We start from the raw sequence: 21,589 nt of genomic DNA on the forward strand, positions 1-21,589 counted from the left end.
GCGGCGGCGAGGCCGTGGCCCCCCGCGCCGTCAGCGCTTCGCGGACACCTTCCACAGCGTGTTGCTGGCGTCATCCGCGACCAGCAGCGCGCCGTCCGGGAGCACCGTGACGCCCACCGGCCGGCCGTACACCTGGGCCTGGGCGGCGTCGGCGATGAAGCCCGTGAGGAAGTCCTCCGGCGGGCCCTGGGGGCGTCCGTCCCGGAAGGGCACGAAGACGACCTTGTAGCCGGACAGCTCCGCGCGGTTCCACGACCCGTGCTGCCCGATGAACGCCCCGCCCTGGTACTTCTCCGGGAAGGCCTGGGCTTCGTAGAACGCCAGCCCCAGGGAGGCGGTGTGCGCGCCCAGGGGCACGTCCGGCACCAGCGTCTTCGCCACCAGGTCCGGCCGCTGTCCGGCCATGCGGGGATCCTCGTGGGCGCCGAAGTACGCGAAGGGCCAGCCGTAGAAGCCGCCGTCCTCCACGCGCGTGAGGTAGTCCGGCACCAGGTCCTCGCCCAGGTCGTCGCGCTCGTTCACCGCCGTCCACAGCTCGCGCGTCCCCGGGGCCCAGCCCATGCCCACCGGGTTGCGCAGGCCGCTCGCGTAGACGCGCTCGCCGGAGCCATCCGGGTTGATCTCCAGGATGTTCGCGCGGCGCTCCTCCTCCTTCAGGCCATGCTCCGCCACGTTGCTGGCCGAGCCCACGGAGACATAGATTTTCGAGCCGTCCGCGTTGGCCAGCAGGTTGCGCGTCCAGTGGTTGTTGTAGCCGCCCGCCGGCAGGTCCAGCAGCTTCTCTCCCGGGGCCTGGAGCGTCGTCTCACCGGCGGTGTACGGGTAGCGCCAGACGCTGTCCGTGTTGGCCACGTAGAACCGGTCGCCCAGCAGCAGCATGCCCAGCGGCTGCTTCAGTCCCTCCAGGAAGACCTGACGCACCTCCGGGGTGCCGTCGTGGTCCGCGTCGCGCAGCAGGGTGATGCGGTTGGCGCTGTTGCCCAGGTTCTGCGAGCGCACCTTGCCGGACGCGATGGCTTCCTTCTGGTCCTGCTCGCTCTTGAACTCGGAGCTGGCCTCCGCCACCAGCACGTCCCCGTTGGGCAGCACGTACGTCCAGCGCGGGTTGCGCAAATCACTCGCGAAGCGCGTCACCTCGAAGCCTTCGGGGGCCACGGGGCGCTTGCCCTGCGGCCACCCGACGACGGAGCTGTAGCGCTTCACGTCGAAGCTGGGGTCCGGCGCGGGCAGGGCGGGCGCCTGTCCCGGCGGTGGCAGCGACGCGGTGGCGGGGCGGTGCGCGCAGTCCGTCAGGAACAGCGCGGCCGTCACGCAGAGCGAGAGGCGGGGGAGCACGGTCATGGGGACTTCTCTACGGACGCTCCTCCCGCCCAGGTGATGGATGGATGCCGGGCCCGCCCAAGGGTGTTGAGTTGTGGGAAGCGCGGGGCGCCGGCTGCTCAGCGCAGGACACGTCCCGCGTCCGCCCGTCCCGCGTGCGCCCTGGCGACCCGTGCAGCGGGGTGGCCGCGCACGTGCGGCCCTTCACCGCGGGGGCGGCGCGGCCGGTGTGCGGACGTGCTCAGGCCGGACACCCAGTCCGATGAGGCGCGCGGGGATGCGGCGCAGGGCGGGGACCTGCTGGATGAGCCAGAGGGGCAGGGGCAGCCGCGTGCGCGGAGACGGGTCCTTCAGCGCGGGGCTCAGCACGCGGTCCTGGATGAGGACCTGGGCCCGCTGGGTGAGGCGCGTGGGCCACTCCCTGCGCTCCTGGACCTGGCGCAGGTGCGCGGGCGTCACGCCGCCAGCGAGCAGCGGCGCGGCGAGCAGGTTCGCGGCGGCCACGGCGTCCTGCACGGCGAGGTTGATGCCCACGCCGCCCACGGGGGACATGGCGTGCGCCGCGTCCCCGATGCAGAGCAGCCCGGGCTGATACCAGGTGCGCAGCCGGTCCACCCGCACGGTGAGCAGCTTCACGTCGTCCCAGGTCGCGATCTCCGGGGCCCGGTCCGCGAGGAAGGGCGCGAGCTTCGCGAAGTCGCGCTGGAAGGACTCCAGGCCGCGCTCGCGCAGGGGCCCGAAGGCCCCCTTCGCGATGACCCGGCCGCACTGCCACAGGTCGCCCCGGTTGATGAGGATGAAGACCTGCCCGCCCTCGAAGCGGCCCACGGGCTCCACGGGGTCCCCGGGCTTGCGCGTCACGCGGAACCAGAGGACGTCCATGGGCGCGCCCAGCTCCTCCACGTCCAGGCCGGAGCGCTGCCGCACGGTGGACGTGCGCCCGTCGGCGGCCACCACGAGCGGGGCGCGCACCTCCAGGGGCCCTTCGGGGGTGCGCACCTGGACGCCCACGACCTGTCCCTGGTCGCCGCGCACCAGGTCCGTCACCTCGGCGCGCCGGCGCAGGTGGAAGCCCGGGTACGCGGAGGCCTTGCGCGCGAGGAAGTCGAGCAGGTCCCACTGGGGCATGAACGCGATGTAGCGCGCGTGCGTGGGCAGGTGCTGGAAGTCGCCCACCACCACGTCGTGCGTGCCGCTCTGGAAGCGCAGCAGCGGCGCCTTCGAGTGGGGCAGGGCGAGCAGCTCCTCCATCCATCCCAGCTCATGCATCAGCTCCAGGGTGGACGGGTGGAGGGTGTCGCCGCGGAAGTCGCGCAGGAAGTCCGCGTGCTTCTCCAGGACGGTGACGTCCACTCCGGCGCGCGCGAGCAGCAGGCCCAGCATCATTCCCGCGGGGCCTCCCCCCGCGATGCAGCACTGCGTGGTGACGGACTCGGACATGGTGCTCCCCTGCCCGGCAAGAAGCGGGGCGCGGGCATCCTAGACGCGCGGACACGCCCGACGCTCGAACTCGTGGGGCCTGGGGAAAAGAGGACCGCGGAGGGGTGGGCACGTTAAGCTTCGGCCCGCCGCAGTCCGGCGCAAGGAGACGCACCGTGCCCAAGGGTCAAGAGAAGGCGAAGAAGGACAACAAGCCGAAGCTGACGACGAAGGAGAAGCAGGAGAAGAAGAAGAAGGCCAAGGAAGAGAAGAAGAGGTAGCTCCTGGCCTCGGAACCCCTGCGCGCGCCGGACCACGGCAGCGCGTCAGGGTGCGCTGCCTGGAACGGCTGGACTCCAGTGGAAGCGGGAGTCCAGCGTCCGTTCCCGACCCGCCAGGATGCGAGTCCTTGCCCGGCCGCTAGGGTCCCAGGACATCCACCAGGATGACGTAGTGCAGGGCCGCCGCGGCGATGACCATGACGTGGAACAGCTCGTGGTAGCCGAAGACCGCGGGCTTGGGATCCGGCCACCGGCGCGCGTACACCACGGCGCCCACCGCGTAGAGCACCCCTTCGAACACCAGCCACCTGACCCGGGTGGGGCCAATCACGCCCGACAGCCGCAGCATCACCGGCGTCGACACCAGCCCCAGCGCGACGTAGAGCGAGGAGCGCAGCCCCCGTGACGCGGAGATGCCCAGCAGCGTGAGCGTCGCGCCCATGAGGGCCGCCGCCCACATCACCCAGAGCGACTGCCGGCTCCAGCCTCCCGCCAGGTCCAGCGTGGCCAGCGGCGTGAAGCTCCCCGCGATGAGGATGTAGATGGCCGCGTGGTCGAACTTCCCCAGCCGCTGGTAGGTCGCGGGGCTCCACGTGGGCCAGTGGTAGGTCCCGCTCACGCCGAACATCAGCACCATGCTGAAGCCGAACGTGAGGTTGGCCGCGTACTGCACGCCCTGCACGGGGGCCCGGGCCAGGTACACGCACGCCAACAGCGCCGCCACGAACGCCAGCATGTGCGACACGCCCCGCAGCCGGGGCTTCAGCTCATCCATGGCCTGCTCGTACCCCGGCCACGTCACGGTCGCGTCAGCGGTGGGCGCCGTGGCGGCCGGGTCCGTCCGATATCCGGCAGGCCCGTGGCGGGGGCTCAGGCGGCGGGGCGCTGTTCGTCCAGCGAGCCGGACTTGAGGGCCTGGCTGGCGATGCCCGACATGCTCTCCGCCAGCGTCTGGACGGAGCGGGTGACGGTCTGCGTCTCCTCCACGACCTTCAGCGTGCGCCGCATCTGGCCGGACAGCTCCTGGATGGCCTGGGCAATCTGGTAGGTGCCCGTGTCCTGCTGGGCCACCGCCTCCGTGATCTGCCGCACGCTGCCGGTGGTGTCACCGATGATGCCCGTGAGCTTCTGGAGCTGCGAGCCGGAGGTGCGCACCGCGTTGAGGCTGACCTGGACCCGCTGTTCGCCCTGCTCGCTCATCTTCGCCGTCTCGCGCATGGTCGCGCTCACGCCGTCGAGCACGTCGCGGATGCGCTGGGTGGCCCGGATGGACTGGTCCGCCAGGCTGCGCATCTCCTTCGCCACCACGCTGAAGCCCTTGCCGCTGTCGCCGTTGCGCACCGCCTCGATGGCGGCGTTGATGGCCAGCATGTTGGATTGATCCGCCAGCGTCTTCACGTCGTCCACGATGCCGGACACCTCGCGGGTGCGCTCGTCGAGCGCCAGGATGCGCGCGGCCATCTCCGACACCTCGGAGCGGATGGCGGCCAGGTCCGTCAGCGTCCGCCCGATGGCCTCTCCGCCCTCGCGTCCCACCCGCTCGGCGCTCTCCGCCGACGCGGCGAGCAGCCGGGCCTTGTCCGCCGTGATGTGCGAGCCCTGGCGGATCTCCTGCACGGTCTGCTCCAGCTCCTGGAGCGCGGAGGCCTGGCGGCTGATGCCGGCGGTCTGCTCCTCGCTGGTGGTGCGAAGCTGCTGCACCACGGCGGCCAGCTCATCCGCCCCGCGGCCCATGCTGTGGGCCAGCTCGCGCACCTCCTTGCGCCGCGCATCCAGCAGCTGGGCGTGCTCCGCCAGCGAGCGCACCACCAGCGACGAACGCCTCGCGACGATGCCCACGAGCGACAGCGTCAGCGCGAGGAACCCCCAGTGCACCAGGCTGTCGGTGGCCTCCATCAGGCCGAGCATGGGCAGCGTGCTGAGCATGAGGAAGAAGCTGAGGACGCCCAGGCCCGCGACGAAGATGCGGGCATCCGGGTCCCCCTTCCACGCCCTGAAGGCCGCCACGCCGACGCAGACCATCAGGCCGGGCAACGAATAGAGGATGAAGGCGGGCAAGAGCCGCCAGACGATCCCCAGGTCGACGAGCGCGAGCACGGCCTGGATGACGGCGGGCACGGTCACCACCGCCGCGCCCCGGCGGAACCAGCGCAGCTTGTCCTCGCTCACGGTATCGGAGATGAACCACGCGAGGCTCGGCAGCACGGCGTAGGAGCCCAGCAGCGTGAAGAGGCTCCCGACGGCCTCCTGGTTCCAGAGCGCCGTGGACAGGGAGCTGGAGCCCAGCAGGAGCATGCCGGAGCCGACGGAGAAGACCGCCAGCGCGACGAGCAGCCGCCGCTGGCGGCGCAGGATGGCGGCGCCCAGGGCCGTCACGCCGATGGCGACCAGCAGCGTCCCCATGACGAAGGGCGCGAGCCCCCGGCGCGTCTCCGCCGCGAGCAGCGCATGGCGCGCGCCCACCCGCGCGTCGCGCGTGACGCCGATGGCGGGGCCCGTGGCCTGGATGCGCAGCAGCACGTGCCGGCCCACGGCGGACGGAGGCAGGGGCACCAGGTGCCACGCCATGTTCGCCATCGTCTCCTGTCCCGCGGGGTCCAGCCTGCCGCTGACGTGGACGCGCTGGCCGTCGACGTACGCCTCGAAGGCGTTGGCCACGTTGCCCAGGAACAGGGCGGGTTCGTGCCACGGGCCCTGGGGCACCGGGATGCGCACCCAGAGCAGCGTGCGGTCTCCCCGGCCCGGCGGCATCTTGAGCGCGGTCATGGGCTCCCAGCCCGCGGCCCCCTCCGCCTGCTTCGCCCACGTGGGCACGCCGTCAGGGCCGAGCGGCGAATCCCCCCAGCGGAAGCGCCAGCCGTCCAGCGCCGGCACCGTCGCCTCCTGGGTCGGTTGGGCGTGCGCGGCCGGGGCCAGCGCGAGGACGAAGAACAATGCAAGGCCCAGGGCCATGAGCCGTGAAACAGCCCCCGTCCGGGTGTTCTTGACGCGAGCAGATACACGGAGGAGGTCGAGAATGAAGAAGCAGGAATGACCCATTTGCGACAGATGCTCCAGCGCCAGGGGGCCCTCTGTAAAATGGGTCCCCAATGCCTCGGCCGGCCGCCGTGCTGCCTCGCCTCCGGGGCGCCCGTGCGCAGGCGGGCGGAGGCTCATGCGCGTCGCATGTAAAGCTTGGAATCATTGTTTTCATTTTTCATGAAACATCCTCGCGAGAGGCTGTCTCACCAGGTTGTCCCAGGCCGCCGTCGTTCTCTGTCAGGGGTGCCACCGGTCGCGCAGGGGGCTGGAGGAAGCGGGACCTGCTGCGTTGGATGGGGCAGGAGGCGCGCATCCGTCCCTGCCTCCGTCTTCAAGGCTCCAGGCTGGAGGCCTGGATGCACGCTCGCCCGCCCGCGATGTGGTCCGGGGTGACCGGGGGCGGGGGCTGGCCACCATGTTCGCGGCGCGCGAAGCTGTCCGGCAACCCCCCGTGGCGATGCGACAGTTCCGGGCCATGGGCCGCGCGGACGCCACCCCGTTCCTTCGCGGGCTCTCCGGCGTGCCCACCCTGGTCGTGAGCGCCACGCATGATCCCATCGCGCCTCCCGCCGCGGGACAGGCGCTGGCGGCGGGGATCCCTGGCGCCCGCTACGTGGAGATGACCCAGGCCTCCCACGGCGTCACGCTGCGCTTCGCGGAGCGGATCAACGCGCTGCTGCGCGAGCACCTCGAAGGCGCGGAGGCCTTGAGCCCGGCGCCGTCCGCGGCAGGGCAGGGCGCGCGGTAGCGCCCGGGGCCTCCCTCCGCGTGCGTCAACGCGCCGCGCATGGCTCCCGCGGTACGGCGTCTCCCTGATGCTCCCGGGTCGCAGACGTCCGTCGGTTGCAGGACGCGTGTCTGCCTTTGGGGGGCGGCGCATTGACTTGCATCCGCTGAACCTCTACTTCGCTTCCGCCCGCCTGAAGTGGGCGGGCCTCTGGGGGGTTCAAATCATGGTCAAACAGTCCGCACCCGTCGTCAGCACCGTCGAAGGTCCGCTGCAGGGCATCGTGGAAGAGGGTGTGTTTGCCTTCAAGGGCATTCCCTACGCCCAGCCCCCCGTGGGGGACCTGCGGTGGCGCGCGCCCCGGGCCGTCATCCCCTGGAAGCACCTGCGTCAGGCGACTGCCTTTGGCAAGGCGTCGCTCCAGTCGCGCGAGGCCTGCATCGCGGGCGGCGGCGGGGACCCGGGCCCCATGGGCGAGGACTGCCTCTACCTCAACGTCTGGACGCCTCGCGTGGATGCGCAGGCGAAGCTCCCCGTCGTCGTGTGGATCCACGGCGGCGCGTTCGTCATCGGCTCCGGCGGGCTGCCCCCGTACGACGGCGTGCCGCTGGCCTCGCGCGAGGCCGTCTTCGTCACGCTGAACTACCGGCTGGGCCACATGGGCTTCTTCGCCCACCCCGCGCTGGAGGCGGAGCGGGGCGGGGGCCCGGTGAACTTCGGTCTGCTGGACCAGCTCGCCGCGCTCCAGTGGGTGAACCGCAACATCGAGCGCTTCGGCGGCGACCCGAGCCGCGTCACCATCGCGGGCCAGTCCGCGGGCGGCAAGAGCGTGCTGTCGCTGTTCTGCATGGAGGCGGCGCGTCCGCTCTTCCACCGGGGCGTGGCGCTCAGCGTGTACGGGCTGGATGAAATCCCCCTGGAGCAGGCGCTCGTCCGGGGCCAGGCGCTGTCGCGGGGCATGGGCGTGCCGGACGGCGAAGCGACGCCGGAGCGCCTGCGGAAGCTGCCCGCGGAGGACTTCTGGAAGCAGCCCGCGGAGACGTCCACCGCGCCCGTGGCCATCTGCGGGGACTCCGTGATGCCGCTGTCCATCCTGGCCACGTTCCAGGCGGAGCAGCAGGCGCGCGTGCCCCTCATCCTGGGGAGCACCAACGACGACGTCAGCGTGCTGGAGGCCTTCCGGCGCGACCCCATGGAGATCCTCCAGGCCCTGCGCGACAAGGGCGTCCCCATCAAGCTGCTCTACCCGGGCGTGAACGACGACACGGAGCTGGCGCGCCAGGTGTGCCGCGACATCCTCTTCACCCTCATCCCCCGGCAGGTCGCGGACCTGCACGCGAAGGCGTCGCAGGTGTGGCGCTGCTACTTCGAATACACCGCCACCCGGCTGCGCCCCGAGCGGCCCAACGGCGTGGGGCACGGCGAGGAGGTGCCGTACTTCCTCGACACGGCGGCCCGGTGCCCGCCCACGCAGGCCGTCATCACCGACGAGGACCGGGCGTATGCCCGCATGGTGAGCGGCTGGCTGCTGGACTTCGCCAGGACGGGGGCTCCCGCGCCCGCCAGTGAGTGGCCCCGCCACGAGAAGGGCGAGGACCACCTGATGCGCGCGCAGCAGCCGCCCAAGGTGGAGCAGAACTTCATGCTGCTCCGGCTCAATGCCTTCCTGCTCGCGAGCGCCATCATCAACGGCGCGGACACCGACACCACCCCGCCCACCGGGCGCTCCGTGCCCGAGCCCCGGCCGGAGCCCCGGGGTCCCCGGCCCGTGGGCACGCGCCCGTAGTCCAGGGGAGACAAAGCGGGGCCGGGGCGCGAGGGCGCGCCCGGGCCCCGTCGTCCTCCACCGGCCTGGTGGCGGGACTACGTGCTGAAGAGCACCAGCACGAACGTGTTCGACGCTGGCAGGTGGAACACGGTGCCCTGGCGCAGCGAGGACTTGAAGAAGGGCGTCGCCTCGTAGGCGGTGGCCTGCTTCAGGGCTTCGCGGGTGGCCTCCGGCAGCCACCCGCCGTCGTCCACCTTCACGGTCAGCCGCGTCGTCTTCAGCGTGGAGAGCAGCGCCTGCGCGTCCGCGGCCGAGTACTCCAGCACCGCGAGAAGTTGCGTGTCGGTGGGCCCCAGGCCCCCCTGGACGCCGCGCAGGGACTGGCGCCACCGCACCTGCTGGGGGCGCAGCGGCAGCGTGGCGTTCTTCTCCAGCGTCTCCAGGTCCGTCCCCGTCTTCGCGGCCGGAGCGGCCGTTTGCGTCGTCATGGATGAACTCCCGGATGCGGGCTTGTCACAAGCGAGCGAAGCACACCCCAGCAGCAGGGTGGAAGCGAGCGCGCGCCTAACGGCCGCCCATGGGACGTGACACCGCATTCTCGGGGCTCCCCTGCGTCCAGGTCACGTGACGCTGGAGCTGGCTGTAGTTGGTGTACTGGTGGCCCAGGCCGGTCCGCTCGAAGCGGCCGTTGTCCGCGTCCGGCGCGCCCGTGGCGATGTCCGCCTGGCCCGGGTTGAAGTTGTAGCGGTCCTCCGCGTGCAGCGTCATGTCCATCTCGAAGCGCGGCTTGCCGCCCGGCTGCTCCGGTGGGTAGACGGTGACGGTGGCGCTGTTCCAGGTGGAGTGGCCGCCAATGGCCTTCTGCCAGTTCTCCGTCTCCGGGTACGGGAACTGCTCGCTGGAGCCCACGCCAATCTGCGAGCCGGTGATCTGGAACGTCACCGGCTTGCCGGCGAGCGACGGATCATTGGCCACGAGCTGGTTGTAGTACGCCTCCGCGCCCTGCTGCGTGTCGCGCGTGGAGTTGGTGAGCACCGCCTGGCCGGACGGGTCCGTGGCCACGAAGCGCTCGTAGCTGAAGTGCGAATCCTCCCCGCCGCCATGCAGGAAGTGGTCGTAGGCATCCAGGCCGTCCGGGATGTTGTTGTGCGGCACGCCCGGCACGCCCTGCAGGGCGCGGGCCCCGCGCTGCTTCACTTCCCACTCGGCCAGCGCCGCGTAGTCCGCCAGGCCGGGGCTCTCCGTGGGGATGGGGTTCGGGTCGTTGGGGTCGTTGGGGTTCTGCAGGAAGCCGTTGTCGTGCTGGATGTTCGGCCGCTGGGGCGGGCCGGACTGGTACGTGGCCACCGTGTCGGTCGCCGCCACCGGGGTGCCCGTCGTCCCCACCGGGGTGGGCGTGGCCACCGGCGTGGGCGTCCCCAGCGCGGGCGAGCCCCGGTGGGCCGCGGGCGCGCGCTCGAAGGTGTCGGAGGTGTTGCGGACACCGGGGGCGGGAGGAGGCGGCGGCGGGCGGACCTCCTGGGCCCGGGCCTGCTGGACACGCGCTGCGACACCACCGCTGGCTTCACCGACTCTGGACATGGCTGGTTCCCCCTCGAACCACCCGGACGACGGTGGCCGTTGAGGGATTGTCGCCGGAAGGCGCCGGAAGTTGCGTGGTTTCGGACCTTCCGAGGACTACGGCCGGGCCCGGTAGCGGTCCACGGCGGCCAGGAGGACCTCCGTGCGCACGGGCTTGCCCAGCAGGCCCACGGTGCCCGGCAGGGGCGCCTGGAGGTCCGGATCCGCCGTCAGCGCCAGCACCGGCGGCCGGGGGGCCGGGTCCATGCTCCGCAGCCTGGACAGGAACGCCTGGTCCTCCGGGTTGCGGAGCATCAGGCTCAGCAGGATGAGGCAGGGGCGCCGGGGCAGCCGGGCCAGCACGTCCATCGCCTGCATGGCGGTGGCCACCGACAGCACCGTGTAGCCCTCGAGCACGAAGAGCGCCACGAGCGCCTCGCGCAGGTCGTCGTAGCCTTCGACGACGAGCAGTGTCGAAGGATTGTCGAGAGCATCCACTGTCAAACCCTATACCGCCCGCCGCGGCTTCGCATCCCTGTCGCCCCGGGAGGGCGGGGAAGGGGCACTTGCGGACAGTCACGTCCCTGAGCCGGCCTCAGTGGGCGAGGACGGGCGGCGCTTCCACGGGCGTCACCAGCGACAGGCGCTCCCAGGCCCGGCTGCGCCAGCGCAGCCACATGGCGAAGCCCCGCGTCCACTCATCCGCCGCCACCGCCAGCCACACGCCCGCGAGCCCCAGGTGCAGGTGGAAGACGAGGAAGTAGCCCAGGGGCAGGCTCATGCAGACCATGGAGGCCACGGCCATGTAGACGGGGAAGGTGGCGCCCTCGAAGACGTGCGCCCTCCCGGGCCTAGCTTGCCGTCAGCCGCGCCACGGCGGTCAGCAGGTCATCGAGCGAGAAGGGCTTCTTGAGGAAGCCGGCCCAGCCCTGCTCCGCGGACTTGCCCTTCGGCGGTTGGATGGCGCTCATCACGAGGATGGGGAAGGTGTGGCCCGTGTCCTTGCGGATGGCGTCGATGGTTTCATAGCCGTTCATCACCGGCATCATCACGTCGATGATGGCCAGGGCGGGCTTCAACTCCGTCAGCTTCTCCAGGGCCTCGCGGCCGTTGCCGCAGAGCACGACCCGGTAGTCCTCCTCTTCAAGGATGGCCTGGACGGCCTCCGCGATGTCCAGTTCATCGTCCACGACGAGCACGGTCTTCATGCGCGCCCCCGGCGGGCGGCGCCTGTCCTCGGCCTGGACTTCGGGGCCTTCGCCTTCGGGGCCTTCGCCTTCGGGGCCTTCGCCTTCGGGGCCTTCGCCTTCGGGGCCTTCGCCTTCTTCGCGCCCAGGGGGGCATCGAGCGCGGACTTGCGGCCCAGGCCCGCCGTCGCGCCCCTGGACGTCATGCGCGCATGGCCGGTGAGGATGCTCTCCGCGCTCTCGAAGGTGTCCGCGACGGTGATGCCGTCCTCGCAGATGGAGAACTCGCGGATGCTGCTGTCGTAGGCGCTCTCGCGCATCTTCATGATGGAGAGCAGCCGGTAGAGCTGGGAGCGCAGCTCCACGTAGCGCAGCAGGATGACGTTCTCCACGGTGGACGCGGCCTCTGGCTGGGGCATGTCCACGCCGGGGCTGAACAGGGGCGTCTCATCCGAGTACAGCGTGGTGACGTCCATCATGCGCAACTGGTGCGTGAGCGCGGAGAAGAAGCGGCCCATGCGGTCCGGGTACACGGCGGCGGAGCGGAAGCCGGCCACCCCGTCGATGAACAGGCGCAGCCGGTCCGCCTTGCGCGCGTCGATCCGCTCCAGCAGCCGCTCCGCCAGCGAGTCCAGGTTGTGCTCCAGGGGCGGCTGCCACTGGATTTCGATGAGGCCCTCGTCCACGTACTTCTTGAAGTCCTTCATGCCCGTGCCCAGGGCCTTCTCGATGAGGCGGGGGGGCGTTTCGAAGAAGCCGAAGTAGAAGCCCGGCTGGCCCGCGCGCGCGCCCTCCAGCAGGAAGCGCAGGCCCAGCAGCGTCTTGCCGGTGCCGGGCGCGCCCAGCAGCAGGCTGGTGGAGCCGGACAGCAGCCCGCCCCGCATCGCGTCGTCCAGGCGGGGGATGCCGAAGGGCATGCGGATGCGGTCCTCGCGCCCCTCCGCGGCGGGGTGCGCGAACTGCACCTCCGTGCGCGGGTGGATGACCATGCCCTCGTCGGAGATCTCCACCTCGTGGCGACCCAGCAGCGAAGGGCCGCCCCGGAACTTGATGGCGATGAGCTCGCGCACCGCGCGCGGCCCGTGCAGCCACAGGGACAGCTCGAAGATGCCGTCCACCGCGGTGTTCTCCGGGTGGATCTCCCCTTCGTGGTGCGGCGCGAGCAGCAGCGAGGTGCAGCCCAGGATGTTGCAGAAGGTCTGCAGGTCCTGGAGGAAGCGCTTGAAGCTCAGGTCCGAGCGGGCGAACTCCTTGGCCGCGTCCATGCCGTCGATGATGAGCAGCGTGGCGCCGTGCGGCTGGGCGTGCTTGCGCACCAGGTCCAGCAGGCCCTTGAGACCCTCCTTCTCCAGGTCGCGGTACGCGCTCAGGTACTGCAGCCGGTCCGGGATGGCGCTCGCGTCGAAGAACTTCATCTGCGACAGGTTCTCCAGCATGCGCCCGTGGGACTCGGACAGGAGCGTCACGTAGAGCGCCTTGCCGCCGTTGCGCACGTGCTGGAAGGCGATCTGGTTGGCCAGCACCGTCTTGCCGGAGCCCGGCGGCCCGATGATGGCGTAGGACGACCCCTGGATGAGGCCCCCCTTGGTGATGAAGTCCAGGCGGGGCACGTTGGTCACGAGCCGCTTCGAGGGGCTCCTGCCTTCCTGCGCCTGCACGTCGTTGATGCCGTCCTCTTTGTTCGCCACGAAGAAGTCTCCTGGGGGGATGCTCAGTACCGTCGGGTCAGGTGCAGGGGCAGCCGCAGCTCGAAGCGCGCGCCCTGGCCCAGGGCGCTCTTCACGGTGAGGGTGCCGTCGTGGGCGGTGGCGATGGCCTGCGCCAGGTAGAGGCCCAGGCCCAGGCCGTCGAAGCGCTCGCCCGTCGTCACGCGCTCGAAGCGGCGGAAGATGCGCGCGTGGTCCTCCGGCGCGATGCCCACGCCCTGGTCCTCCACCGTCAGCACCGCGTGGTCGTCCTGCTTCTCCAGGCGCGCGTGCGCGGGCTGGCCCTCACCGAACTTGATGGCGTTCGTCAGCAGGTGGGACACGGCCTGCGACAGCCGCTGGGCGTCCCCGAAGAGGACGACGGGCGCTTCGGGCAGGTCCGCGTCCAGGGTCACCCGCGCGCTGCGGGCCTGGGGCTGCAGCCGCTCCACCTGTTCGCGCACCAGCTGGGACAGGTCCACGGTCTGCACGTCCAGCTCCATGTCCCGGGTGGACAGGCGTGACACGTCCAGCAGGCTGTCCACCAGGTTCTGCAGCCGGGTGAGCTGGCGCACCGCGGGGGTGAGCCGCTTCTCCACCGGGCCGGTGGACACCAGACCGTCCGCGTCCGTCACCACGAGCTGCACGGCGCGCTCCAGGTTGAGCCGCAGCACCGTCATGGGCGTCTTCAGCTCGTGCGCCGCGATGTGCAGGAACCGGTCGCGCGCGCGCACCGCGTCCCGGGCGCGGGCTTGAAGGCGCAGCAGCGCTTCAATGTTGGCCAGCAGCTCGTCCTCCGCCAGGGGCCGGGTCCAGTACGCGTCCGCGCCCTGGGCCAGCCCCTTCACCCGGTCCTCGCGCCGGACGGACACGGAGGACAGGTGCGCGATGAGCAGGTCGCGGGTGCCCTCGTCGGCGCGCAGGCGGCGGCACACCTCATAGCCGTCGATGTCCGGCATGTGCACGTCCAGCAGCACCAGGTCCGGCATCCCCCGCGCGAGCGTCAGCGCCTCCTGGCCGCAGGTGGCTTCGATGACGTGGTAGCCGCCCTGCTTGAGCGTGAGGCTCAAGAGGTACAGCGTCGCCGCGTCGTCGTTGACGTTGAGGACGGTGGTCCTGGGGCGGGCGCCGGATTCTGGATGAAGGTCGGAGGTCGTCACGTGCCTTGGGCGTGCACGGAAAAGTGGGTGCTTGCCCGAGGAATGGAACCACCTGGATCGAAAAGAATGGTGAGCGCGTGCATGCCCGCCCGGAGGGTGTTGGGCTCCGGACGGAAGCGGCCGTGGGATGGGTCGATTTCCCGTCAGGGTGGCCCGGAATGGGGCGACGTGCTGGGCGAGCAGCGCGGGCCGGGAACGCCCGCGCGGAAAGGCAATGGGCCATGAAGGGCGCGGCTGGAGAGCTGTACGTGGATGATGGTGGCGCGGGGACGGGGACGCCGGTGGTGTTCGTGCACTCGGCGGCCGGGAGCACGGAGCACTGGGCCGCGCAGCTTGCGCACCTGCGCCCGCACCGCCGGGCGGTGGCCCTGGACCTGCGGGGGCACGGCCGGTCGACGTTCACGGCCCCGGGCCCCTTCACCATCGAGCAGCTCGCGGAGGACGTGGGCGCGGTGGTGGACGGCCTGGGGCTGTCGCGCGTGGTGCTGGTGGGGCACAGCCTGGGCGGCGCGGTGTGCGCGGCCTGGGCGGGCGCGCACCCGGAGCGCGTCGCGGGCCTGTTCCTCCTGGACCCCGCCTCCGACGGGCGCTCCGTCCCGCCCGAGCAGGCCCGGGGGATGATGGACGGGCTGGCCTCTGAACAGTGGCGGGAGGTGGCGGGGGCGTACTGGCAGGGGATGCTGACGACCTCCACGCCGGAGGTGCGCGAGCGGGTGCTGGGGCAGTTGGGGCGCACCGCCCACGGCGCGATGCATGCCGCCATGGGCGCGCTGCTGACGTTCGACCCGGAGTCCGCGCTGAAGCGCTACCCCGGGCCGGCGCTGTCCGTCATCACGCCGCTCAATGAATCCCCCGGCGCGTACCACGTGCTCGTCCCGGGGCTGCCGTTCAAGACGGTGACGGGCACGGGGCACTGGGTGCAACTGGATGCGCCCGAGCAGGTGAACGCCCTGCTGGACGCGTTCCTCGCGACGGTGCCCTGAAGCGCCGGGCCTGTCGCGCGGACTTCAGGGCATGGCTTCCAGGCGGAACTGCTGGCAGTCGTTGTTGGCCCAGCCCCACTGCTGGAGCGCGGCCCCGTCTCCCGTGTTCCAGCAGTTGGCCACGTCCAGCACCTTGCCGCTGTGGCGGGCCTCGAAGCGGGAGAAGCCCCCGGAGGTGGCCACCGGCTTGAACTGCTGGTTGGCCCCGCCCGCCCACGACCACTGCTGCGCGCGCGCCCCGTCCGCGGCGCTCACGCCTTCCACGTCCAGCACCTTGCCGCTGTAGCGCGACACGAGCCGCGAGTAGCCGCCGTCCGTGGCGACCAGCGCCCACTGCTGGCTTGCGCCCGTGTGGCACGTCCACTGGTGCAGCCCGGCGCCATCCGCCGCGGAGGGGCCCACCAGGTCCAGGCACTTGCCGGTGGCCTTGTTGACCATCCGGTACCACGGGCCCTGCGGGCCGCCCGTCGCGCCGCCCCACTGGAAGGACGCCACCGAGCGCGGCGGCAGCGAGTACTCAAAGGCCTGCCCGGCCCAGCGGACCTTGAAGCCGAGCGTCGCGCCGTCGTTGGAGTTCAGCGCGATGAGCGCGTGCGAGCCGTCCGGGTTGCGGAAGGCGAGCGTTTCGATGTTGTTGTTGCCCAGCGTCGTCGCGCCCACGCGCACGGCGCCCGGCCGCACCACCTTCGCCAGGTGCGCCCACGCGTAGTACTCCTCGTTGCGGGTGACGGTGCCGTTGGCGTTGTTCACGGTGAGCATGCCGCGGCAGTCCGCGCAGCCGCCCACGCGCGGCCCGTGGTTCGGATCCAACGCGATGTTCCAGTACAGCGACGTGCGCGCCCAGTGGCGCAGCGGGCCGAAGAGGTTGTTCTGCAGCGCCCACTCCAGGTTGGCCGCGGCGTTCGTCGCCCAGAACCCGCCGGTGCACTCGGTGAAGTGCACCTCCTTGTTGGGCCACGCATTCCGGAAGTCGCTCTGCACGGTGTAGCTGCCCTCGGGGCTCTCGTAGCAGTGGTACGCCGCGCCCGCGACGGCGCCCTGCGCCTGCCCGCCGTTGTAGGACAGCACCTCGTGCGGGAAGCCCGCGGGGCCGGAGCCGTCGTGCCAGTTGTGGTCCCACGCCAGCAGCTTCACGCCGCCGAAGCCCGCGGCGTTGAGCGCGGGCTTCAGGTGCTGCGCGGTGAAGATGGACTGGTCGTTGGACTCCATCTGCATCGTCGGGTAGCTGCTGTTGGCGTTGTGCGGCTCGTTCTGGGTGCTGAACGCGTGGATGGGCACGCCGTACGCGTTGTACGCCTGCGTGAAGCGCACGAAGTACTGGGCGTACATGCCGTACAGGTCGTTGCGCAGGTAGCCGCCGCCGGAGAGCGAGTTGTTGAACTTCATCCAAGCGGGCGCGCTCCACGGCACCGCGAAGATCTTCACCTCCGGGTTGATGGCGCGCGCCTGCTGGAGCAGCGGCAGGATGTACGCCGCGTCGTGCCCGACGGAGAAGTCGTTCAGGTCACAGCAGGTGTCGTCGTAGGTGTAGTTGCTGCGGGAGAAGTCCGACGCGCCCATGGGCAGGCGGATGACGCTGTAGCCGGCGCCCGCGCCCACGCTGAACAGGTCGTTCATGATGGTCGTGCGGTGGGGCGAGTTGTAGATGAGCCACGCGGACGAATCCGTCAGCGCGCCGCCAAACCCGTCCAGCGTCTGGTACGTCGTGTTGTCGTTCACGTCGATGGCCGGCGCCGTGCCGCTCTCCGCGCCGAACGTCCGGTTCGCCTCCGCGTTGAGCTTCTTCACGAGGCTGCTGCCCGACGTCGTGGTCAGCCACACCCGGACGGATTCGTTCGCCGCGCTCGCGGCGGGGGACACGAGCGTGGCGGCGGTCAGCAGCAGGCCACACAGGGGGACACGGGACAGCCAGGGACGCGACGGCACGGAGGACATGCGGGACTCCAACGACGAGGGGGAAGGCCCGGCTGTCTATTCTGCTTTTACGGCTATAGCCAGCCTGTCGTGGATGGCTGGGACGCGGGCGCGGGGCTCGGAGGGGCCTCCATGCGGCGGGTGGCGGCGCCGTGGAGCGCGGAGAGCTGGCGCGTGAGCCGCTCCAGCTGGGACTGGAGCAGGGGGGCCTCGTTGCCCAGGGCCAGTCCCGGCGCGTCCGGGGTGGTGACGTTCCAGCCCAGCAGCGCGTCGAAGGCGGGCAGGGCGCGGGGGCGCCGGCCGTGGAGCACCGCGTCCGCCAGGTCCTCCATCGCCGCGTCCATGGCGGTGGCGTAGCGCTCCAGGGCCTCGCGCACCCGCGGGGTGGAGGGCACGGAGCGCCGCGACGCGAGCAGGGTGCAGACGGCGGCGAAGCGGCGGGTGAAGGCGAGCAGCGTCATCAGCGGCTCCAGGGCCTCGGTGCTCCAGCGCGGCTCGTTGAGCAGGCGCTGGAAGGACGTCTCCGCGTTGATGGTGGCGAGCCCCAGCTTGCGGCGGGCCTCCGCGAGCGCCTGCTCCGGCGGCGCTTCGCCCCGCTGCCACGCGGAGGACAGCACGCCGAAGAACTCACGGTCCGCGCGCAGGGCCTCCGCCATCTGCGACGGGAAGCGCTCCTCCTCCGAGCGCTGCCACAGGAAGAAGGTGCCCGCGAGCGCGAGCACCCCGCCGATGAGCGTGTTGACGATGCGCACCGGCGCGAGCGTCCAGTCCCCGCTTCCCAGCTCCGCGAGCAGCACGAAGGTGAGCGTGGCGAAGACGGTGAACAGCCCGTAGTTGAGCGGGATGAGGCTCACGCACAGCGCCGCCGTGCAGAACACCAGCCCCATCATCAGGCGCGGATCCTGGAACCACGACGACACGGCGATGGCGAGGATGCCGCCCACCACGGTGCCCAGCACGCGCTGCAGGGCCTTGAGGAAGGTGGGCCCGGTGTACGGCTGCATCACGGTGAGGACGGTGATGGTGACCCAGTAGCTGTGGTTTGGCAGGAAGACGCTGGAGATCCACACCGCGGCGGTGGTGGTGACGCCCACGCGCAGCGCGTGCCGCGCCACCTCCGAGTCCAGCGTGAGGTGCGCGCGCAGGGGCTCCAGCAGGGAGGGGTGGGCCTCCTCGGCCAGCTCCCGCTGGGGCGCGGCCGAGCCCGCCACCGGCGGCCCGGGCAGCCGGCACGCGGTGTCCAGCGCCACGTCCGCGCGTTCGCGCAGCTCCGTCAGCAGCCGCGCCACGTCCAGCAGCCGCGCCCGCTCCAGGCGCGTCAGGAGCCCCCGCGCGTCCAGGTCGGTGAGCGCGTCGCGCAGCGCCCTGCCATCCCAGTCCGGCTGGGGCCGGCGGCTCCTGCCCTCCTGCTGCGTGAGCCGCACCAGGTCGCGCGCCGTGTGCGCGCAGTCCAGCAGCGCGACGACCACCGCCGCGCGCGGGTCGCCCACCGCGCTCACCGGCGGGCCCAGGCTCTCCAGCTCCTCCGCCAGCGCGACGAGGCCCATGAACATCGCGTCCGCGGTCTCCAGCAGCACCAGCAGCCGCTCTCCGCGTCCGCGCTCCACGCGGCCCTGGCGCGTGGCGGTGAGCGTGGTGCGCGCCACCTCCAGCGTCTCGCGGATGCGCCCGTGCTGCTCCTGGATGAGCAACTGCCAGGAGTCCTCGCGCGCGCCCTGCGACACGCGCGACAGGGCCTCCGCGTAGTCCGCCACCGCGTCGAAGCACGCCGCCACCGCCTTGCGCGCGGGCCGGTAGGGGCGGATGGGCCAGAGGACCAGCGACAGCACCATCGCCCACGCCGCGCCCGCGAGCAGCGCGGCCCCGGACACGAGCGCCTGCGCGGGCCCCTCACCGGGGAGCGCCACGGCGATGACGAAGGTGGTGGCGGCGATGTTGCCGGTGGTGTTCGCCGCGGCGCCGTACACGCCCGCGAAGCTCCACGCCGTCACCCACACCAGGGTGAGGGGGATGGACAGCGAGGGGGACAGCCCCACCAGGCTGCCCACCACCACGGCCGCCGCCGCCGCCAGCGCCGTGCCGCCCATGGCCCGGGCGCGCGCATGATAGGAGCCGCCCTTGTCGACGAAGGACGTGTTGAAGCCGCCAATGGCCAGCCACAGCTCGCCGGGCAGCTTCAGCGCGGCGCCCACGGCCATGGGGACGAAGATGGCGAGCGCGGCGCGCAGGCCCGCCTTCACCGCGGGCTTCACGGGGGCGAAGCGGGCCACGGCCTTGGCATGCTCCAGGAGCTGACGGCGAATCACCCGTCCCCCATAGAGCACCGGCCCCGGGCGGGGCCACCGGAATCCGGGCCGGCTGCCCGGCAGCCGTCAGTGGGGGGCGGCGGGCTCGGCCGGGTGGGGCGCCCCGGGGGCGCGCCGCTTCGCGCCGCGCAGGCCGTGGCGCTTCGCCGCCGTGTCCACGATGCGCTGGACCAGGGCGTCGTAGCCCATGCCGCGCTGCTTCGCCCCCAGGGCCACCTCGCACTGGGTCTCCAGGTAGGGGTTGGGGTTCACCTCCAGCAGGTAGGGCTCGTTGGTGCGGCTGGAGACGCGGAAGTCGATGCGGGCGTAGTCGCGCAGCTTGAGCGCGCGGAAGGCCGTCACCGCCGCGCGCCCGATGCGGCCCTGGAGCTCATCCGACAGGTCCGTGGGCAGCACGAGGTGGGGGCTGCCCGGCGACTCCGGAGCGAACTTCACCTCGCGGTTGGCGATCTTCATCCGCTTGCGGTTCCACCGGGAGCCGAAGTCCAGCTCCACCACCGGCAGCACCTCCGGGCGCGCGGCGTCGCCCACCACGCCGACGTACAGCTCCCGGCCCTCGATGAACTCCTCCGCCAGCGCCTCGTCGTCGTACTCCTCGCGGATCTTCTTCACCCGCCGCGCCAGCCCCTCCATGTCCTTCTCCACGCCCAGCCCCAGGGACGCATCCGAGCGCGCGGGCTTCACGACCAGCGGGAAGGACAGGTCCCCGCTCGTCTGGAACGACAGCCCGTCGAAGGTGGCGAAGCGCGGCGTGAGCACGCCGTGGAACTGGAGCAGCTGCTTGGTGAGCACCTTGTCCTGCGCCAGCAGCAGCCCCGCCGTGCCGGAGCCGGTGAAGGGCATGCGCGCCAGCTCCAGCACCGCGGCGACGTTGACCTCCAGGCGGTAGTCCTCCGCGAAGGTCTCGCACAGGTTGAACACGAGGTCCGCCCTGGCGCGGGTGACGAGCCGCACCAGGTCCGACACGCTCTCGTCCACGCGCACGTCCACGGGCTCGTGGCCGCCCGCGCGCAGGGCGGCGCTCACCTGCGTCACGACGGCGTCGGGAGGTTCGTCCTTCGGCTGGTAGTGGAGGACGGCGATGCGGAAGCACTCCTGGGGCATGTCTCAGTCCTCGAAGAAGCGGTCGGTGTGCAGGTAGTTCATCGCCAGCACCGTGACGAGCGAGGCCAACTGCATCGCCGCCTCGCGGCTGTCGTTCGGGTGCAGGGTGAGGTCCAGCGCGGCGGTGCGCTCCGACAGGTGGTCCACCAGGGCCCGCACCACGCCCCGGCCCACGCCGGAGTAGTGGCCCACCGTGGACAGCAGGCGCTGTCGCTCCGCCTGCACCAGCGTCGTCGCGCTCACGGGGGCCTCGCCCGGGCCCCAGAAGATGTCCTCCAGCGCGTGGTCGAAGGCGTTGCGCAGCTCCAGGTCCACCTTCTCGTCCAGCTCGCGCTGGCGGTAGTGCTCCTGGACGGTGCCCTCCATCTCCTCCGTGGTGAGGTCCGGCTGGGCCAGCCGCACCAGGGCGGGCGCGCGGCCCAGGCGCTTCGCGACGTCCTCCACGTACTCCAGCTTCTTGAGCGCCCCCCAGCCCTGGTAGCGCTTCTTCCAGTCGCTGCCCGGCGTGAGCCACACGGCGAAGGTCTCCGCGAAGTCCTCGTCCGGGTGCTTCTGCGCGTACCACCCGGCGATGTGGAAGACGTAGCGGCGGGAGAAGGGCCGGGGCTTGTAGTCGTCCTGGTACGGCCGCCCGTAGTCGCCGAACACGCGGCGCCACGCGTCCGTCTCATAGAGGCGGTAGGCGTAGTTGAAGGCGTGGCCGGCCTCGTGGCGCAGGTACATGAGGATCTCCGCCTCCGTCTCCGCGCTGCCCCCCAGCTCCGCCTCGATGGACAGCAGGTCCGGATCCGCCAGGTAGAAGGGCAGGCCGATGACGGGCACCCCCGACGGACAGCCCCATTCGTCGGACAGGTAGCACTGGGGTTTGAACGACAGCCCCTTCGCCTCCAGCTCCGCGTGCAGCTGCGCGATGTAACGCTCCAGCGGCGTGCCGGCGAGCCGCAGGGACAGGTCCTTGATGCGCGCCTGGAGCAGCGCCTCGCGCCGGGGTGACAGCCGGCCGCGGCCGTCGCTGCCCTCGGTGGGGTGTTTCTCGCGCAGCAGCCGCGACTCGGGCTGGGGGGATGGCATCATCCCTTCGATAGGTAGGAATCGAGCCCGGGGATGGACAGCCCGGCGAGCGTCGTGAAGCAGCCGGCCGGCCGAGCCCTTGA

Annotated in this window: 17 protein-coding genes and 1 pseudogene; 3 read left to right on the forward strand and 15 right to left on the reverse strand. The window is 71.6% G+C overall.

Features of this window, described 5'->3' with window-relative positions:
• Window positions 1-30: 30 nt before the first annotated feature.
• The 4 genes from OV207_RS24270 to OV207_RS24285 form a co-directional block, all read right to left on the reverse strand.
• Window positions 31-1,341, reverse strand: coding sequence for a PQQ-dependent sugar dehydrogenase (locus tag OV207_RS24270; protein WP_267557539.1), 1,311 nt, complete (start codon window positions 1,339-1,341; stop codon window positions 31-33).
• A gap of 183 nt (window positions 1,342-1,524) precedes the next feature.
• A complete protein-coding gene (locus tag OV207_RS24275) occupies window positions 1,525-2,760 on the reverse strand; it encodes an FAD-dependent oxidoreductase (protein WP_193429093.1) in 1,236 nt (411 codons plus the stop codon).
• Window positions 2,761-3,159: 399 nt separating this feature from the next.
• The gene (gene trhA / locus OV207_RS24280; protein WP_267557540.1) at window positions 3,160-3,795 is read right to left on the reverse strand and encodes a PAQR family membrane homeostasis protein TrhA; all 636 of its coding nucleotides are present in this window, start codon (window positions 3,793-3,795) and stop codon (window positions 3,160-3,162) included.
• A 95-nt stretch (window positions 3,796-3,890) separates the two neighbouring features.
• Complete coding sequence (locus OV207_RS24285) at window positions 3,891-5,972, reverse strand: methyl-accepting chemotaxis protein (protein WP_267557541.1); 2,082 nt, start codon at window positions 5,970-5,972, stop codon at window positions 3,891-3,893.
• Between the two features lie 526 nt (window positions 5,973-6,498).
• On the opposite strand from OV207_RS24285, the gene OV207_RS24290 reads away from it, so the two are divergent.
• Together OV207_RS24290 and OV207_RS24295 are read left to right on the forward strand one after the other, a co-directional pair.
• Window positions 6,499-6,789 carry an alpha/beta fold hydrolase gene (locus OV207_RS24290; RefSeq protein ID WP_267557644.1) on the forward strand — a complete coding sequence of 97 codons (291 nt, stop codon included), beginning with the start codon at window positions 6,499-6,501 and terminating at the stop codon, window positions 6,787-6,789.
• A 205-nt stretch (window positions 6,790-6,994) separates the two neighbouring features.
• Window positions 6,995-8,554 (forward strand): carboxylesterase/lipase family protein, encoded by a 1,560-nt coding sequence (locus tag OV207_RS24295; protein ID WP_267557542.1) that lies wholly within the window; start codon window positions 6,995-6,997, stop codon window positions 8,552-8,554.
• A 77-nt stretch (window positions 8,555-8,631) separates the two neighbouring features.
• Here the strand turns inward: OV207_RS24295 and OV207_RS24300 are convergent, their stop codons facing one another.
• From OV207_RS24300 to OV207_RS24330, 7 genes and pseudogenes are all read right to left on the reverse strand, one after another.
• Complete coding sequence (locus tag OV207_RS24300) at window positions 8,632-9,024, reverse strand: hypothetical protein (protein WP_193429098.1); 393 nt, start codon at window positions 9,022-9,024, stop codon at window positions 8,632-8,634.
• A 76-nt stretch (window positions 9,025-9,100) separates the two neighbouring features.
• A complete protein-coding gene (locus tag OV207_RS24305) occupies window positions 9,101-10,117 on the reverse strand; it encodes a hypothetical protein (RefSeq protein ID WP_267557543.1) in 1,017 nt (338 codons plus the stop codon).
• 96 nt (window positions 10,118-10,213) lie between these two features.
• Entirely contained in the window at window positions 10,214-10,594 is a 381-nt protein-coding gene (locus OV207_RS24310; RefSeq protein WP_193429100.1) for a response regulator, read from the reverse strand.
• A 97-nt stretch (window positions 10,595-10,691) separates the two neighbouring features.
• Window positions 10,692-10,919: pseudogene (locus OV207_RS24315) on the reverse strand (MATE family efflux transporter); the annotation flags it as partial.
• Between the two features lie 28 nt (window positions 10,920-10,947).
• Window positions 10,948-11,304 carry a response regulator gene (locus tag OV207_RS24320; protein WP_267557544.1) on the reverse strand — a complete coding sequence of 119 codons (357 nt, stop codon included), beginning with the start codon at window positions 11,302-11,304 and terminating at the stop codon, window positions 10,948-10,950.
• On the reverse strand, window positions 11,301-12,971 hold the full coding sequence (locus OV207_RS24325; RefSeq protein ID WP_267557545.1) for an RAD55 family ATPase: 1,671 nt from the start codon (window positions 12,969-12,971) through the stop codon (window positions 11,301-11,303). The genes OV207_RS24320 and OV207_RS24325 overlap by 4 nt, the downstream gene beginning before the upstream one ends.
• A 23-nt stretch (window positions 12,972-12,994) precedes the next feature.
• On the reverse strand, window positions 12,995-14,128 hold the full coding sequence (locus tag OV207_RS24330; protein WP_267557546.1) for a hybrid sensor histidine kinase/response regulator: 1,134 nt from the start codon (window positions 14,126-14,128) through the stop codon (window positions 12,995-12,997).
• A 221-nt stretch (window positions 14,129-14,349) separates the two neighbouring features.
• Here OV207_RS24330 and OV207_RS24335 point away from each other — a divergent pair, with 221 nt between their 5' ends.
• Complete coding sequence (locus tag OV207_RS24335; RefSeq protein WP_267557547.1) at window positions 14,350-15,111, forward strand: alpha/beta fold hydrolase; 762 nt, start codon at window positions 14,350-14,352, stop codon at window positions 15,109-15,111.
• Window positions 15,112-15,135: 24 nt separating this feature from the next.
• On the opposite strand, the gene OV207_RS24340 is transcribed toward OV207_RS24335, so the two are convergent.
• From OV207_RS24340 to OV207_RS24355, 4 genes are all read right to left on the reverse strand, one after another.
• The gene (locus OV207_RS24340; RefSeq protein WP_267557548.1) at window positions 15,136-17,046 is read right to left on the reverse strand and encodes an RICIN domain-containing protein; all 1,911 of its coding nucleotides are present in this window, start codon (window positions 17,044-17,046) and stop codon (window positions 15,136-15,138) included.
• A gap of 53 nt (window positions 17,047-17,099) precedes the next feature.
• Complete coding sequence (locus OV207_RS24345; RefSeq protein ID WP_267557549.1) at window positions 17,100-19,331, reverse strand: FUSC family protein; 2,232 nt, start codon at window positions 19,329-19,331, stop codon at window positions 17,100-17,102.
• 66 nt (window positions 19,332-19,397) lie between these two features.
• The gene (locus OV207_RS24350) at window positions 19,398-20,435 is read right to left on the reverse strand and encodes a D-alanine--D-alanine ligase family protein (RefSeq protein WP_267557550.1); all 1,038 of its coding nucleotides are present in this window, start codon (window positions 20,433-20,435) and stop codon (window positions 19,398-19,400) included.
• A 3-nt stretch (window positions 20,436-20,438) separates the two neighbouring features.
• On the reverse strand, window positions 20,439-21,509 hold the full coding sequence (locus OV207_RS24355; protein WP_267557551.1) for a putative zinc-binding metallopeptidase: 1,071 nt from the start codon (window positions 21,507-21,509) through the stop codon (window positions 20,439-20,441).
• Between the last annotated feature and the right edge of the window lie 80 nt (window positions 21,510-21,589).

This window comes from Corallococcus sp. BB11-1 (assembly GCF_026626625.1).
Classification (GTDB): Bacteria; Myxococcota; Myxococcia; order Myxococcales; family Myxococcaceae; genus Corallococcus; species Corallococcus soli.